The following is a 15,154-nucleotide window of genomic DNA, read 5'->3' as shown; positions in this document are numbered from 1 at the left end:
CTTCAACGCGGTGACCACCACGACCTGCTGCATCAGGTGCAGGATTGCGTGGAGACCTCTTGGGTGGCGGACGTGCCGGCGCGGGCGTCCGCGGCGACTTGCTGGGCGGTGAGGACGTAGCCGGTGCGGTTGTCCTCGACGGAGGCCGCGAAGACCACGCCGTACACGACGCCCTTCGCGGACAGCAGCGGGCCGCCGGAGTTGCCCGGGCGGACCGAGGCCCAGATCGAGAACGCCTCGCGGGTGACCGTCTTGTCGCCGTAGATGTCCGGGCCGCGGAGCCGTTCCTCGGAGCGGATCCGTGCCGGCTCGGAGTCGAACGGGCCGTTCTCCGGGTAGCCGAGCACGACGGCCGGGTCGTCGGCCTTACCGGTGAGGTCGAACGAGAGCGGCGTCTCGGTCATCTTCGGCACGTACAGGACCGCGATGTCGGTCTCCGGGTCGAACACCACGACCTTGGCGTCGTACTTCTTCCCGTTCACCTCGACCTGCGGCGAGGTGACCCCGGCGACGACGTGGGCGTTGGTCATCACGCGCTTCGGCGCGTAGACGAATCCGCTGCCCTCCAGGCCGCGCGAGCAGCTGGCGACGCCGGTGACCTTGGCGATCCGGGTGTACGCGTCGCGGACCAACTGCTGCCGGGCGATCGCGCTGTCCGGCGGCTGCGTCTCCCGGATCCGCTCCGGCACGAACGGGTCGAGGAACCGCGGGAACAGGTCCGTGTTGACCACGTCGTTGAACGACTGCAACGCGCGATCGGCGCTCTGCGGCAGGATTTCGTCGACCTTCGCGAGCACCTCGGACCCGCGGACGGCGGACGTGACGCTCGGGATCCGGGCGCCGCTCACCGCGACCCCGAGCACCCACGCGACGATCAGCGCCGACGCGGCCGCCAGCGCCGCGCCGGCGAGTGCGTCCAGGAAGCGCACCGGCCGCCACGACATCTTGTTGCGTAACCAGGCGCCGATCACGGCGGCACGCCATCGCCCGAGCGATGCGAGCGCCACTACCAGCAACAGCGCGACGAACGACACCGTGACGCTCGGTGAGAAGTGGTCGAGCGCCTTGGGGACTCCCCAGACGCCGAGTGCCGCACCGCCGAGCAGGCCGAGCGTGGCGCACGCTCCGACGACGAAGCCCTCGACGTACCCCGAGATGGCCAGCGCTACCGCCGCACCCACCACCACCCAGTCGAGCAAGCTCATTCCACGCCTTCCGACTTGTCACCTGGCGCCTGGCCGAGATCGTGCTCGATGGCGGTCATCCGCCGCACGTCCTCCGGCCGTCGTCCCTCGCTCCGCCAGGCCGCCTCGACCAGTCGGTCGGGCAACGGTACGACGTGCGAGGGGTCCCAGTCGCGGTACCAACCGCCGAGCTGCAGCATTTTGTCCAGCAACCCGGCCGTGAACCCCCAGATGTAGAGGTCACCGACAGTGAATGCCGGGCCGGTGAAACCGCTCGGATGCAGGCAGCTGATCCGGTTCACCGGGTCGGCGAGCGCGCTGATCGGCACCTCGTGCACGGACGCGACCTCGGCCGGGTCGACCACCGCGACCGGCGACGGCTCCCGCCACCAGGCCAGCACGGGCGACACGCCGAAGTTGCTCACCGGCACCCAGAGCGCCGGCCAGATCGCGAACGGTACGACGCCGTCCGGGTCGAGGCCCGTCTCCTCCTCGGCCTCGCGCAGCGCCGTACGGACCAGACCACTCTCCCCGGGGCCGTCCTCCGGGTCCGCGCCGCCGCCGGGGAACGCCATCTGCCCGGCATGCCTGCGCAGCGTCCAGGCCCGCTCGGTGAGCAGCACCTCCGGCCCGTCGTTGCCGTCAGCAAGCAAGATCAGGACGGCGGACTTCCGCACCGACGGGTCGTCCGGCGGCAGGAACCGGGACAACACGTGCGGATCCACGTCCTCGGAGGCCTTCGCCAGCGGCTGCAGCCAGTCCGGGATCCCGACGTCGGAGAAGATCATCGCGTCACCCCGAGCTTCTCCTTGAGCAACGTGTCGAGCTGCTGCTGGGACGTCAGTACGCCGTGGTGCACGTGGGCGACCTCGCCCTTGTCGTCGACGAACGCGGTCAGCGGCGGGCCGCCGACCTTCAGCGCCCGCTGGATCGCCTTGTCCTGGTCGATCACATGCGGATAGGCCAGGCCCTCCTCGCCGGCGAACTTCACCGCGAGCTCCGGCCGCGGGTCGTCGTAGTCGATCCCCAGCATCGTCACCTTGCCCGACTTCGCGAGAGCGGCCAGGTACGGCGCTTCGTCGCGGCACGGGCCGCACCACTGCGCCCACACGTTGATCACCAGCGGCCCCCGGAGATCGGCGAGCCGGACGTCCGGACCGCTGCCGAGACACGGCAGCGTGATCTCCGGCAGCCCGTTGCTGACCGGAGGCTTCGAGGGCGCCGACGGGCAGGCCTTGAGCTTGTCCGCACCAGCCACCGTGCTCCGCCCGGACGACGGCGTACCGCTGTCACCAGCTCGCTCCGATCCACACGCCGCCAGTGTCACCGACAGCACCAACACGACCGCCCCTCCCAGGAGCGGTCGCGCGCGGCGGAGCGAACGGTTCACGCGGGGACCTTCACCAGCTTCGCCGCGGCCTCGGGGTTCGTGGGGCCGGTGCCGTACGACGGGCACCACTGGGCGATCGGGCACGCGCCGCAGGCCGGCTTCTTCGCGTGGCAGCGCCGGCGGCCGTGGAAGATCAGCCGGTGCGACAGCATCGTCCAGTCCTTCTTCGGGAACAGGTCGCCGATGATGTGCTCGACCTTGACCGGATCCTCCTCCGCGGTCCAGCCGAACCGGCGGACCAGGCGGCCGAAATGCGTGTCGACGGTGATCCCCGGGACGCCGAACGCGTTGCCGAGGACCACGTTCGCCGTCTTCCGGCCGGTGCCGGGCAGCTTCACGAGCTCCGCGAGCTTGTTCGGTACGACGCCGTCGTAGTCGTCGACGAGCGCCTGGCCGAGTTTCATCACGCTGTTGGTCTTCGCCCGGAAGAAGCCGGTCGGTTTGAGGATCGCCTCCATCTCGTCCCGGTCGGCCTCGGCGTACGCCTGCGCGGTCGGGTACTTCGCGAACAGCGTCGGGGTCACCTTGTTCACCGTGACGTCGGTGGTCTGGGCCGAGAGAATGGTGGCCACCAGCAACTCGAGCGGGGTGGTGAAGTCCAGCTCACAGTGCGCGTCGGGGTAGGTCTCGGTCAGGACCTTGTGCATTTTCCGGGCCCGGCGCACCAGCTGGGTATGCGTCTCGTCGACGTACACAGGGGCCTTGCGGGGGAGGTTCAGCGAGACCGTCGGGAGGGCTCCCGGGACTGGTTCCGCGGCAAGCGGGGATGGCATGCAGGCCAGCCTACGTCCGCCCGCCGACAGCCCGCGCCGCCCGGCTAGGACGTCGGCAGCGGCACGACGACAGCGAGATGACTGCCGTTGTCCAGCGGCCGCGGCACGCCGACCGCCTCCCACCGAGCCGCCAGGTCATTCATGACTCCGACGGTCAGCGCGAGGTCCACGACCGCCGTACCCTCGGGCGCCAGCTCGGTCTCGGCGTCGTTGGGTGGGTTGTTCCCGACGTACCGGGCCAGGTCCGTGTAGACGTGCCAGCACGCCAGCGCGATCTCAGCCCGGCCGGGTTCGGTACGGCGTACGCGCAGGTCGCCGTACGCGGCCCAATCGGTGTCGGCCATCCAGAGCTTCGTGCGACCGGCCTGCTCGTCCGCCAGCAAGGCGGGCAGAGCCTCGTCGGCCCTCAAGGTGAGGAACCCGGCGGGTCGGTGTTTACGGAGAGTGCCGAGGCGCACACTGTGTGGTGCTCCGGCGAGTCGGGGCGAGCCTACATGGCGGTGCCGATACCCGAGGAGCTACGGTTTTGGGGCGACCGGGTGTACACATATCGGTCGACGGACGTGGCGGATCCCACGTTCGTAGTCGTGGTCGAAGGTCCTAGGAGGCCCAGAAGTGGATGCCGCAGTGCTCCGACAGGCACCGCTGTTCAGTCAGCTCGACGACGAGGCGGCCGACGCCCTGGCCGCCTCGATGACCGAGAGCCGGCTGCGCCGCGGCCAGGTGCTGTTCCACGAGGGCGATTCCGGTGACCGGCTGTTCGTCGTGGTCGAGGGCAAGGTCAAGCTGGGCCGCACCTCCGCCGACGGCCGGGAGAACCTGATCGCCGTCCTCGGGCCGGGCCAGATGTTCGGTGAGCTGTCGCTGTTCGACCCGGGACCGCGGTCCGCGACGGTCACCGCCGTCACCGACGCCCAGCTGATGTCGCTGACCCACGACGAGCTGCTCCGCTGGCTCGACGGCCGTCCGGCGGTCGCCCGCGGCCTGCTGCTGCAACTGGCCGGCCGGCTGCGCAAGGTCTCCGACGTGGTGGCCGACCTGGTCTTCTCCGACGTACCGGGCCGGGTCGCGAAGGCCCTCCTGGACCTCGCCAGCCGCTTCGGCCGCACCGCCGACGACGGCGTGCACGTCCACCACGACCTCACCCAGGAGGAGCTCGCCCAGCTGGTCGGCGCCTCCCGCGAAACCGTCAACAAGGCCCTCGCCGACTTCGCCTCCCGCGGCTGGGTCCGCCTCGAGCCCCGCTCAGTAGTCCTCCTCGACGTAGACCGCCTCCAACGCCGCGCCCGCTAACCCACCCCCCACCTCCCGCCCCCGCCGGGGCGAACCCTCCAACTCGGTGGTCATCCCCTTAGTTGGAGGGTTGCCTACTGAGAATCTGAGGGGGGCAACCCTGCATTTCAGTGGGCAACCGAGGGAGTCAGGCGCGGGCGAAGGCTTGGCGGATGCGTGCGATCAGTCGCTCGGGGTGGTTGAGATCCGCCCAGGTGACGCGCACGATCTGTAGTCCGAGGGCGCGGAGGCGGTCCTCCCGCAACTTTTCCCGGATCAGCGTGTCCCGCGCGCCGTCGCCGTACTTGAGCAGGCCGTCGAACTCGACCACCGTCCGCTCGGCCGCGAAGAAGAAGTCGACCCGGCCGATGAAGCCGGCGGCATCGTTGAACACCGCCTGGAGCACCGGCGCCGGAAGGCCGTGGGTGTGCAGCAGCACTCGCAAGCGCGACTCGCCGACCGACTCCGACAACGGATCGCTGAAATTCAGGGCCGCTCGCGCCGCCGCGCTACCCGGCCAGAACTCGGTGACCTGCAGCAACCGCTGTACGGCGGCCTCGCTGATCGGATGATCACGCCGTACGGCGTCCGCGCTGACCACGGCCGCTTCGAAGGACGACGTACACGCCGTCTCGAACAGGGCCCGCGGCATCGTCGTCGTGGGGAGGCCGGCGACCACAGTCAGGTCCGCGTCGGTGAGCTTGCCGCGATGGTGCCGAACGCCCGCGATCCGGCCGCCGCGGTGCCGGTCCAGGCGACTGACGTGCACTTCCGCGAGGTCCGGGCCCCACAGCGGTACGCCGTACAGCACCAGGGCGGACTGATGGCTCACGGCAACGGTGCTCGGGCGCATTGAGTTCATCACCGCATGGACGAGGCGGCGATGCTTCAGAAGGTCCTGGTCCCACGGCGGGAGCAGGCTCAGCTCGACCGCCTCGGCGTACTGCCCGTGGCGGATCCGCTCCCAGCGGCCGTCCTGGATCCGGTCGTGGATCTGCCCCCGGGTATAACCGCAATCCGCGGCCTGACGGCGGCTGTACACCCCGCCCTGCTTCTCCGCGAGCAGCTTCAACTTCGGATTCACCCACCAAGCATGTGCCGATCCACCCCACGGCCGCTGCCGCTCGACGTCACCTGTGGATAACTCCCGCTCAGGGGGTATCCCCTCAGGTGGAGGGTTGCCTCCTGAGAATCTGAGGGGGCAAGCCGGTAGCTCAGGGGGCAACCCCCTATTTGAGATAGTCGAGCTGAGCGCGCACCGAGCGTTCGGCGGCGGGCCAGAGGGATTGGGGTACGTCGGCGTAGACGTGTTCGACGATCGATTCGGGGGTGGTGTGGCCTTCGGCGATCGCCGCTCGGACCTGGTTGAGGCGGTCTTGGCGGTGGTCCAGGTAGTACGTGAGGACGTCGGACGGGTCGTCGATGACGGGGCCGTGGCCGGGGAGCAGGCGGCGTACGTCGGCTGGGGAGTTCGCGAAGGCTCGGAGGCGCTCGAGGGAGTCGAGGTAGGGGCCCAGGGCACCGTCCGGGTACGCGACGACCGACGTACCGCGGCCGAGGACGGTGTCTCCGGTGAGGAGCGAGCCGTCCTGGGGCAGCCAGAAGCAGACCGAGTCGAGGGTGTGGCCGGGCGTCGGGAGGACCTCGATCCGGAGGCCGTCGGCGGTGATCACGTCGCCCTCGGCCAGGCCGTGGGCGTGGTCGGTGGGGATCCGGAACTCGGGATCCACCGCCCGTACGCCGCAGCCGGCCTGGTTGGCGAACCACGCGGCGCCCTCGGAGTGGTCCGGGTGCTTGTGCGTCAGCAGTACGACGGCGACCTTGCCGGCAGCGTCCAGGACCGCGCGGAGGTGGTCCTCCAGCATCGGGCCGGGGTCGACGACCACCGACCGCTCCGCGTCCGGGGCGCGGAGGATCCAGGTGTTGGTGCCGTCCAGCGTCATCACGCCGGGGTTGTCGGCCCGCACCAGCGTGGCGTACTCGGTGACGTTCATGTGGTCTCCAGATAGGCCTGGTCGCCGTCGACGCGCACGGTGGGCATGATCGCCCGGATCTCCCGCTCGCCGGCCGCGGCGAGGATCCCCGCGACATCGTCGTACGGCGAGAGTTCGTGGCAGCAGATGTACGTCGGGGGCAGCATCAGCACCTCGCCCGCGTCGACGGCCGCGACCGCGTCCGCCGGGCGGATCCAGGTGACCTGGTCGGACTCGCTCGTCACGTCCCGGGTGACCTGCCCGGCCGGGAGCGCGGCGACGAAGAACGCGGTGTCGTACCGCTTGGGCTCGAACTCCGGGGTGATCCAGTGCGCCCAGGGGCCGAGCAGGTCGGCGCGCAGGACCAGCCCGCGCCGGTGCAGGAACTCCGAGAACCCCAACTCGCGGGTTTCCAGGGCGACCCGGTCGGCCTCCCAGTCGGCTCCGGTGGTGTCCTCCACCACCGCGTCCGGGGTCGGGCCGGCGAGCAGTACGCCGGACTCCTCGAAGGTCTCCCGCACCGCGGCCGCGACGTACGCGGCTGCCGTGTCTGCGGAGCACCCGAGCCGCTCGCTGAACCATTCCGGCGAGGGGCCAGACCAGGAGTCGGCGACCGTTGAATCCGTCGCGTCGACCCGCCCACCCGGAAACACGGTCATCCCAGCAGCAAACGCCATCGTCCGCTGCCGCCGCAGCAGATAAACCTCCGGGCGCGGTGCGTCGCGGAGCAGGATCACCGTGGAGGCCGGGCGGGGTTCGGCCGGTGTTCGGGTGCCTTCGGCGTACTCGAGGGCGACCTCGGCCATTCGGCCGGTCATCAGGTGCGACTTCAGGTCCCGCACGAGCGGTCAGCCGACCTCGACGATCAGTTCGATCTCGACCGGGGCGTCGAGCGGGAGGACCGGGACGCCGACGGCGCTGCGGGCGTGCTGCCCGGCGTCGCCGAAGACCTGGCCGAACAGCTCGGAGGCGCCGTTCGCGACCTGCGGCTGGCCGGTGAAGTCCGGCGTGGAGGCGATGAATGCAACCGCTTTCACGATCCGCTTCACGTTCCCCAGGTCGCCGATCTGCGCCTTGACCGCGGCCAGGGCGTTCAGCGCGCACTGCTGGGCGCACTCGCTCGCGACCTCCGCCGTCACCGCGTCGCCGACCTTGCCGGTGGCGATCAGCGTGCCCTCGCGCAGTGGCAGCTGGCCGGACGTGTAGACCAGGTCACCGGTCCGGACGGCCGGGACGTACGCGGCGACCGGCTTGGCCACCTCGGGCAGCTTCAGGCCGAGCTCGGCGAGCTTCTCCTCGGGGTGGCTCATTTGTCCTCGATCTCCCGCTTGAAGTAGGCGACCAGGTTCTCCGGGTTCATGCCCGGGACGACCTGGACCAGCTCCCAGCCGTCCTGGCCGAAGTTGTCCAGGATCTCCTTGGTCGAGTGGACCAGCAGCGGCGCGGTGAAGTACTCGAACTTCTTCATGAAGGGGACTCTAACGGTGTGTCGCGCGACACGTCCTACCCTGGGACCTATGGCGCGACTGCACGTGGTGACCGGCAAGGGCGGCACCGGGAAGACCACCGTCGCGGCCGCCATGGCGCTCGCGCTGGCGGAGCAGGGCAAGCGGATCCTGCTGGTCGAGGTCGAGGGGCGTCAGGGGCTCGCCCAGCTCTTCGACGTACCACCCCTGCCGTACGTCGAACGCCGGATCGCGCACGGCCCCGGCGGCGGTGAGGTGTTCGCGCTGGCCGTCGACGCCGAGGCCGCGCTGCTGGAGTACCTCGACATGTACTACCACCTCGGCCGCGCGGGGAAGGCGCTCGAGAAGGTCGGTGCGATCGACTTCGTCACCACGATCGCCCCCGGGCTCCGCGACGTACTGCTCACCGGCAAGGTGTACGAGGCCACCCGCCGCAAGGTGCAGGGAAAGCTCGCGTACGACGCCGTCGTGGTGGACGCCCCGCCGACCGGGCGGATCGCGCCGTTCCTGAACGTGAACACCGAGGTCGCCGGACTCGCCAAGGTCGGACCGATCCGCAACCAGGCGGACGCGATCATGGGCATGCTGCGCTCGGACATCACGCGGATCCACCTGGTCACGCTGCTCGAGGAGATGCCGGTCCAGGAGACCCTCGACGCGGTCGGGCAACTGGAGGCGCTGGACCTGCGGATCGGGTCGATCGTGGTGAACATGGTTCGCAACAGCCCGCTCGACGACGAGGCGCTTGCCCTTGCGGTGAAGGAGAAACTGCCCACCGCCGACCTGACCAGAGGTCTGAAGGCGGCCGGCCTGACGATCGGCGACGACCTGGTGGAGACGCTCGCGAGCGAGGCGCACGACCACGCGATCCGGGTCGGGCTCGAACGCGAGAACCGCGACCGGATCGATGCCCTGGGCAAACAGGTGAACGAGCTGACGCTGCAGCCGGACGGGATCGACCAAGGCACCCTGCTCGACTTGGCTGAGGAGTTCCGGGCATGAATCTGGATCTGGACGCGCTCATCGACGACGCCGACACGCGCATCATCGTCACCTGCGGGTCCGGCGGCGTGGGTAAGACCACGACGGCGGCCGCACTCGGGCTGCGTGCGGCAGAGCGCGGGCGGAAGGTCGTCGTACTGACAATCGACCCGGCTCGGCGGCTGGCGCAGTCGCTGGGGCTGACCGAGCTCGACAACACCCCGCGCGCGGTGGCGGAGGTGAACGCGAAGAACGGCGGCCGGCTGGACGCGATGATGCTCGACATGAAGCGGACGTTCGACGACGTCGTCCTGCAGCACGCGACGCCGGAGAAGGCCGAGCAGATTCTCGCGAATCCCTTCTATCAAGCGCTTTCCTCGTCGTTCGCGGGCACGCAGGAGTACATGGCGATGGAGAAGCTCGGGCAGCTGCACAAGCAGGCCGAGCGGACCGGCGAGTGGGACCTGATCGTGGTGGACACTCCCCCGTCGCGGTCGGCGCTGGACTTCCTGGACGCGCCGGAGCGGTTGGCGTCGCTGCTCGAAGGACGTTTTCTCAGGCTGTTGCTGGCGCCGGCGCGTGGCCCGTTCAAGCTGATGTCGGCCGGCGTGAACATGGCGATGTCGGTGCTGAACAAGGTCCTCGGCGCTCAGGTGCTGACCGACGTACAGACGTTCGTGGCGGCGTTCGACACGTTGTTCGGCGGGTTCCGGCAGCGGGCCGAGCAGACGGTCGCGCTGCTCCGGGAGCCGCACACCTCGTTCCTGGTCGTGGCCGCGCCGCAGAACGATGCGCTGCGAGAGGCGTCGTACTTCGCGGAACGGCTCCGGGCCGAGGGAATGCCGCTGGCCGGCGTCGTGCTGAACCGCGTGACGAACTCGCAGGCCACGGAATTGTCGGCGGAGCGGTCACTCGCTGCAGCCGAGAAGCTCGAAGAAGCGGACAAGTCACCGCTGACGGCCGCCGTACTGCGGTTGCACGCGGACAAGATGCAGCAGGTCGTAGGCGAGCACAAGCGGGCCGAACGGTTCCGACGAGGTCACCGCTCGATCCGGACCGTAGAGGTGCCCGCGCTGGCCGACGATGTGCACGATCTGACTGGTCTGCGCCAGATCGGCGAGCTGCTGACGGCCTGATTTCACCGTCAGCGAACGCCGGCAGACGCCGGGAATTACTTGCTTACACCCGTGGTTGAGCCTGTCAGACTCAACTTGGAAAAGGGTGTGACAGCGTGACCGATACGTTGAATCTTCCTGTACTGCCGCTGGACGACGTCGTGGTCCTGCCGGGGATGGTCGTGCCGGTCCGACTCGCTGACAGCGAGGCCCGGGCGGCGATCGATGCCGCGCAGGCCGCCGGTCAGGACCAGGTGCTCCTGGTCCCGCGGCTGGACGGGAAATATGCCAAGGCCGGAACGCTCGGTGAGATCGAGCAGATCGGCAGGCTGCCGGGCGGTGCCCAGGCGGCGGTGATCCGCGGGACCCAGCGGGTCCGCATCGGCGCCGGGACCACCGGCCCGGGTGCGGCGCTGTGGGTGGGCGCGACGGTGATGCACGAGATCACCGACGACCGCTCCGTCGAGCTGGCCCGCGAGTACAAGACCCTGACCACCTCGGTGCTGCAGCGTCGCGGCGCGTACCAGGTGATCGATTCCATCAAGCAGGTCGACGACCCGGCGGAGCTTTCCGACCTGGCCGGCTACGCGTCGTACCTGAACAACGAACAGAAGTCCTGGCTGGTGGAGAACGCGAATGTCTCCGAGCGGCTGGAGAAGCTGATCGGCTGGGTGAAGGACCACCTCGCCGAGCTCGAGGTCTCCGAGACGATCCAGAAGGACGTCCAGGAGGGCATGGAGAAGCAGCAGCGGGAGTTCCTGCTGCGCCAGCAGATGGCCGCGATCCGCAAGGAGCTGGCCGAGCTCGACGGCAAGGCCGAGTCCGAGGAAGAGGACTACCGGGCCCGCGTCGAGGCGGCCGACCTGCCCGAGCACGTCAAGAAGGCGGCGCTCGCCGAGGTCGACAAGCTGGAGCGGACCTCCGAGCAGTCTCCCGAGGTCGGCTGGATCCGGACCTGGCTGGACACCGTTCTCGAGCTGCCGTGGAACGAGCGGACCGAGGACAGCTACGACATCCGCGAGGCGCGGGCCGTGCTGGACGCGGACCACGCCGGTCTGGATGACGTGAAGCAGCGCATCACGGAGTACCTGGCCGTACGGCGTCGTCGTGCGGACCGTGGTCTCGGTGTCGTCGGCGGTCGCCGCAGTGGCGCCGTACTGGCCCTGGTCGGTCCTCCTGGCGTGGGTAAGACCTCGCTGGGTGAGTCCGTGGCGCGGGCGATGGGACGGAAGTTCGTCCGGGTCGCTCTGGGTGGTGTGCGGGACGAGGCCGAGATCCGCGGTCACCGGCGTACGTACGTCGGTGCGCTGCCGGGCCGGATCGTCCGGGCCATCACCGAGGCGGGTTCGATGAACCCCGTCGTACTGCTGGACGAGATCGACAAGGTCGGTGCGGACTACCGGGGCGACCCGACGGCCGCGCTGCTCGAGGTCCTCGACCCGGCGCAGAACCACACCTTCCGAGACCACTACCTGGAGGTCGAGCTGGACCTGTCCGACGTGGTGTTCCTGGCCACGGCGAACGTGCTGGACTCCATCCCGGCGCCGCTGCTGGACCGGATGGAACTGGTGCAGCTGGACGGGTACACCGAGGACGAGAAGGTCATCATCGCCCGTGACCACCTGCTCCCGCGTCAGCTGGAGCGGGCGGGCCTGACGGCGGACGAGGTGACCATCGAGGACTCGGCGCTCCGGGTGCTCGCGGGTGAGTACACCCGGGAGGCCGGCGTACGGCAGCTCGAGCGGTCGATCTCCCGCGTACTGCGGAAGGTGACGGCTCGGTTGGCCCTGGGCGAGGAGCTCGGTGAGCTGACTGTCGGCGACGACAACCTGAAGGAGTACCTGGGTTCGCCGAAGTTCACGCCGGAGTCGGCGGAGCGTACGGCGCTTCCGGGTGTGGCGACCGGACTGGCGGTGACCGGTGCGGGTGGTGACGTGCTCTTCGTCGAGGCGTCGCTGGCCGACAAGGAGACCGGTGCGACCGGAGTCACGTTGACCGGGCAGTTGGGTGACGTGATGAAGGAGTCGGCGCAGATCGCCCTGTCGTACCTGCGCTCGCACGGCGCGGAGCTGGGGCTGCCGGTAGGCGACCTGGCCGAGCGGAACGCCCACATCCACGTGCCGGCCGGTGCCGTCCCGAAGGACGGACCGTCGGCGGGTGTGACGATGACGACGGCACTGGCGTCGCTGCTGTCCGGACGGCCGGTCCGCTCGGAGGTCGCGATGACCGGTGAGGTGTCGCTGACCGGACGGGTGCTCCCGATCGGTGGCGTGAAGCAGAAGCTGCTCGCCGCGCACCGGGCCGGGCTGACCACGATCCTGATCCCGAAGCGGAACGAGCCGGACCTGGAAGACGTGCCGGCGTCCGTGCTCGCGGAGCTGACCGTGCACCCGGTGAGCGACGTCCGTGAGGTGCTGGATCTGGCCCTGGAGCCGGCCGAAGTGCAGGCACAGCAGTACGCCGCGTAACGCAGTACCGAACGAGGGCCCGGGCAATCTGCTCGGGCCCTCGTCCTTTTGGATGAACTTTGTCCAGCGAGGGTGACTGAACTCACACGCGGAGCGGTAACCCGAATCGGGGGTCCCGTAGTCTTAACAACCATGCGCGTAGGGGAAAAGGGCGACCGGGGCGTCGTCCAATCTGTGGTTCTGTTCCTAGGGGTGAGCGTGCTGTCGGGGGCCTTGGCTGCCGGTCTCGCCATCCCGTTCGCCGGCCTCGCCGGATTCACCACGGAGAAGACTTCCGACACGCTGCAAGACCTGCCGCAGCAGTTCGACGAGGTGCCGCTCAAGCAGAAGAGCACCATCCTGGCCGCCGACGGATCGGTGATCGCCACGCTCGCCGAGCAGAACCGGGTGCCGGTGAAGCTCAAGGACGTCGCGCCGATCATGCAGAAGGCGATCGTCGCGATCGAGGACGACCGGTTCTACGAGCACGGCGCCCTGGACGCGAAGGGCACGCTGCGCGCGCTGCTGCAGAACCAGTCGTCGGGCTCCGTGCAGCAGGGTGGTTCGAGCATCACCCAGCAGTACGTGAAGGTCAGCCTGGTCGAGAAGGCGAAGACGCCGGCCGAGCTCGCCGCCGCGACCGCCGACACGTACCAGCGCAAGATCGCCGAGCTGCGGTACGCGATCGCGGTCGAGAAGCAGTACTCGAAGAACGAGATCCTGGAGAAGTACCTCAACCTCGCCAACTTCGGCGACGGCGCCTGGGGGATCCAGGCCGCCGCGCAGCACTACTTCTCGGTAAACGCGTCCCAGCTGACGCTCCCGCAGGCCGCGATGCTGGCCGGCCTGGTGAAGAACCCGACCGGTTACGACCCGACCAACGACGCCAAGCGCGCCAAGGACCGCCGCGACGTGGTCCTCCGCCGCATGCTGCAGCTGAACGTCATCTCGGTCGCCCAAGCCAACTCGGCCCTGAAGACCCCGGTCATCGACCCCGCCAAGGTCCGCCCGAACAAACTCGGCTGCGGCAACGGCCCGTACCCGTTCTACTGCGAGTACGTCGTCTCCGAACTCGAGAACAACCCGGCGTTCGGCAAGACGAAGACCGACCGTGCGAACTACATCAAAACCGCCGGCCTGACGATCCGCACCTCTCTCGACCCGAAGATCCAGGCCGACGCCCAGCGGTCGATCGACACCCACTCCAAGCCGACAGACCAGGCGGTCGCGGCGATCACGATCGTGGAGCCGGGCACGGGTCTGGTGAAGGCGATGGCGCAGAGCCGCAACTACGGCAGCAAGCGCGGCCAGACGGCGTACAACTACAACGCCCCGAAGACGTACCCGGGCGGGTACGGCGGTTTCCAGAACGGCTCGACGATGAAGGCGTTCACGATCGCGGCCGCGATTCAGAAGGGCATCCCGCTCAACTACAAGATCAACTCGCCGAGCCCGCTGGACATGGGCGGCATGAAGTACAGCACCTGTGACGGACCTCGCAAGATCCCGGACGGCTACTCGCCGAAGAACTCGACGAGCAACGTCCCGGACCCGACGATGATCCAGGCGGCGCAGAAATCGACGAACACCTACTTCCTGCAGCTGTCGCTGCGGGTCGGTCTGTGCCCGATCGCCAAGCTCGCCGGCGACCTGGGGATGTACAACGCACAGAACCTCCAGCCACTCGAGCAGGTCGCGTCCATGACTCTCGGCGTCGACTACGTCACCCCGTTGCAGCTCTCGAACGCGTACGCCGCCTTCGCCGCACGGGGCATGTACTGCACGCCGTGGCTGATCACATCGGTCAAGGACTCGGCCAACAAGTCCGTCAGCGTCCCTGGCGCGAACTGCAAGCAGGTGCTGGCGCCGGAGGTCGCGGACGGCGTCAACGCGGTGCTGCACCAGGTCATGGAGCCGAACGGCACCGGCGGCAAGCTGAAGTTCGGCAAGAGCGACCTGGCCGGCAAGACCGGAACCATCAACGATGCCAAGGCTGTCTGGTACGCCGGCTACTCGACCAAGCTCGCCGCGGCCGCAACGGTGGCCGACGCATCGCTGCCGTACACCAAGCTGCAGAACCAGACCCTGAACGGCAAGAAGATCAACGACCCGTCGGGTTCCGGTACGGCCGGGCCCATCTGGGAGGCCGCGATGAAGGCGGCCCTGCAGGGCTACCCGACGACGCGTTTCGTTGCGCCGTCCAGCGTTGTCCAGCGCGGCAACGTGAAGGACCTGCCGTTCGTCAACGGTATGAACCCCGAGGACGCCGCGAACAAGCTCCGGCAGGCAGGCTTCGAGGTCGCGATCGCCTCCGGCACCGTCAACTCCGAGGAGACCGCCGGCACGGTCGCCTACACCGACCCCCGGCAACGTGACGGCGCCCCTGAGGGCTCGCTGGTGACGATCTACGTCTCGAACGGCAGCAAGCAGGTCAAGCCGGGGAAGCCGACGAACACCACCAAACCCCCGAGCACCCCGACCACGCTCAACCCCAACTGTCCGCCCACAAACCCGAAGTACCCCAACTGCGGCGGCCGCGGCCACGGCTGACAG

General features: G+C 69.0%; 15 protein-coding genes. 5 read left to right on the top strand and 10 right to left on the bottom strand.

What is annotated here, in order from left to right; translation table 11 throughout:
* Positions 1 to 32: 32 nt before the first annotated feature.
* Genes ACLJOO_RS21015 through ACLJOO_RS20995 form a run of 5 tightly spaced genes read right to left on the bottom strand, consistent with a single transcriptional unit; the run spans position 33 to position 3,757 of the window.
* Complete coding sequence (locus tag ACLJOO_RS21015) at positions 33 to 1,205, bottom strand: MarP family serine protease (protein WP_410788909.1); 1,173 nt, start codon at positions 1,203 to 1,205, stop codon at positions 33 to 35.
* The gene (locus ACLJOO_RS21010) at positions 1,202 to 1,972 is read right to left on the bottom strand and encodes an NUDIX hydrolase (protein ID WP_410788908.1); all 771 of its coding nucleotides are present in this window, start codon (positions 1,970 to 1,972) and stop codon (positions 1,202 to 1,204) included. Before ACLJOO_RS21010 ends, ACLJOO_RS21015 begins: the two co-directional genes overlap by 4 nt.
* Entirely contained in the window at positions 1,969 to 2,574 is a 606-nt protein-coding gene (locus ACLJOO_RS21005; RefSeq protein ID WP_410788907.1) for a TlpA family protein disulfide reductase, read from the bottom strand. The genes ACLJOO_RS21010 and ACLJOO_RS21005 overlap by 4 nt, the downstream gene beginning before the upstream one ends.
* Complete coding sequence (gene nth, locus ACLJOO_RS21000) at positions 2,571 to 3,347, bottom strand: endonuclease III (RefSeq protein ID WP_410788906.1); 777 nt, start codon at positions 3,345 to 3,347, stop codon at positions 2,571 to 2,573. The genes ACLJOO_RS21005 and nth overlap by 4 nt, the downstream gene beginning before the upstream one ends.
* 44 nt (positions 3,348 to 3,391) lie before the next feature.
* Positions 3,392 to 3,757 (bottom strand): hypothetical protein, encoded by a 366-nt coding sequence (locus ACLJOO_RS20995; protein ID WP_410788905.1) that lies wholly within the window; start codon positions 3,755 to 3,757, stop codon positions 3,392 to 3,394.
* Positions 3,758 to 3,962: 205 nt separating this feature from the next.
* Between ACLJOO_RS20995 and ACLJOO_RS20990 the strand changes: the two genes are divergently transcribed.
* Positions 3,963 to 4,640 carry a Crp/Fnr family transcriptional regulator gene (locus ACLJOO_RS20990; RefSeq protein WP_130386963.1) on the top strand — a complete coding sequence of 226 codons (678 nt, stop codon included), beginning with the start codon at positions 3,963 to 3,965 and terminating at the stop codon, positions 4,638 to 4,640.
* A 127-nt stretch (positions 4,641 to 4,767) separates the two neighbouring features.
* Here ACLJOO_RS20990 and ACLJOO_RS20985 read toward each other — a convergent pair whose 3' ends face one another.
* The 5 genes from ACLJOO_RS20985 to ACLJOO_RS20965 form a co-directional block, all read right to left on the bottom strand.
* Positions 4,768 to 5,703: a type IV toxin-antitoxin system AbiEi family antitoxin domain-containing protein gene (locus ACLJOO_RS20985; protein WP_410788904.1), complete on the bottom strand. Its 936-nt coding sequence runs from the start codon at positions 5,701 to 5,703 to the stop codon at positions 4,768 to 4,770.
* Positions 5,704 to 5,848: 145 nt separating this feature from the next.
* Positions 5,849 to 6,613: an MBL fold metallo-hydrolase gene (locus ACLJOO_RS20980; protein ID WP_410788903.1), complete on the bottom strand. Its 765-nt coding sequence runs from the start codon at positions 6,611 to 6,613 to the stop codon at positions 5,849 to 5,851.
* Entirely contained in the window at positions 6,610 to 7,434 is an 825-nt protein-coding gene (locus ACLJOO_RS20975) for an NUDIX hydrolase (protein ID WP_410788902.1), read from the bottom strand. The genes ACLJOO_RS20980 and ACLJOO_RS20975 overlap by 4 nt, the downstream gene beginning before the upstream one ends.
* A 6-nt stretch (positions 7,435 to 7,440) precedes the next feature.
* Positions 7,441 to 7,902: a RidA family protein gene (locus tag ACLJOO_RS20970; RefSeq protein WP_410788901.1), complete on the bottom strand. Its 462-nt coding sequence runs from the start codon at positions 7,900 to 7,902 to the stop codon at positions 7,441 to 7,443.
* On the bottom strand, positions 7,899 to 8,060 hold the full coding sequence (locus ACLJOO_RS20965) for a DUF4177 domain-containing protein (protein WP_130386959.1): 162 nt from the start codon (positions 8,058 to 8,060) through the stop codon (positions 7,899 to 7,901). Before ACLJOO_RS20965 ends, ACLJOO_RS20970 begins: the two co-directional genes overlap by 4 nt.
* A 49-nt stretch (positions 8,061 to 8,109) precedes the next feature.
* Between ACLJOO_RS20965 and ACLJOO_RS20960 the strand changes: the two genes are divergently transcribed.
* From ACLJOO_RS20960 to ACLJOO_RS20945, 4 genes are all read left to right on the top strand, one after another.
* The gene (locus ACLJOO_RS20960) at positions 8,110 to 9,060 is read left to right on the top strand and encodes an ArsA-related P-loop ATPase (RefSeq protein ID WP_410788900.1); all 951 of its coding nucleotides are present in this window, start codon (positions 8,110 to 8,112) and stop codon (positions 9,058 to 9,060) included.
* Positions 9,057 to 10,175 (top strand): ArsA family ATPase, encoded by a 1,119-nt coding sequence (locus ACLJOO_RS20955; RefSeq protein ID WP_410788899.1) that lies wholly within the window; start codon positions 9,057 to 9,059, stop codon positions 10,173 to 10,175. The genes ACLJOO_RS20960 and ACLJOO_RS20955 overlap by 4 nt, the downstream gene beginning before the upstream one ends.
* Positions 10,176 to 10,270: 95 nt before the next feature.
* Positions 10,271 to 12,622, top strand: a complete 2,352-nt coding sequence (gene lon, locus ACLJOO_RS20950) for an endopeptidase La (protein ID WP_410788898.1) — start codon at positions 10,271 to 10,273, stop codon at positions 12,620 to 12,622.
* 132 nt (positions 12,623 to 12,754) lie between these two features.
* Positions 12,755 to 15,151 carry a penicillin-binding protein gene (locus tag ACLJOO_RS20945; protein WP_410788897.1) on the top strand — a complete coding sequence of 799 codons (2,397 nt, stop codon included), beginning with the start codon at positions 12,755 to 12,757 and terminating at the stop codon, positions 15,149 to 15,151.
* Positions 15,152 to 15,154: the final 3 nt, after the last annotated feature.

Source organism: Kribbella sp. C-35 (assembly GCF_046549195.1).
GTDB lineage: Bacteria > Actinomycetota > Actinomycetes > Propionibacteriales > Kribbellaceae > Kribbella.
Note: the sequence above shows the minus strand (reverse complement) of the source record. Positions and strands in the feature narration are given on the sequence as shown.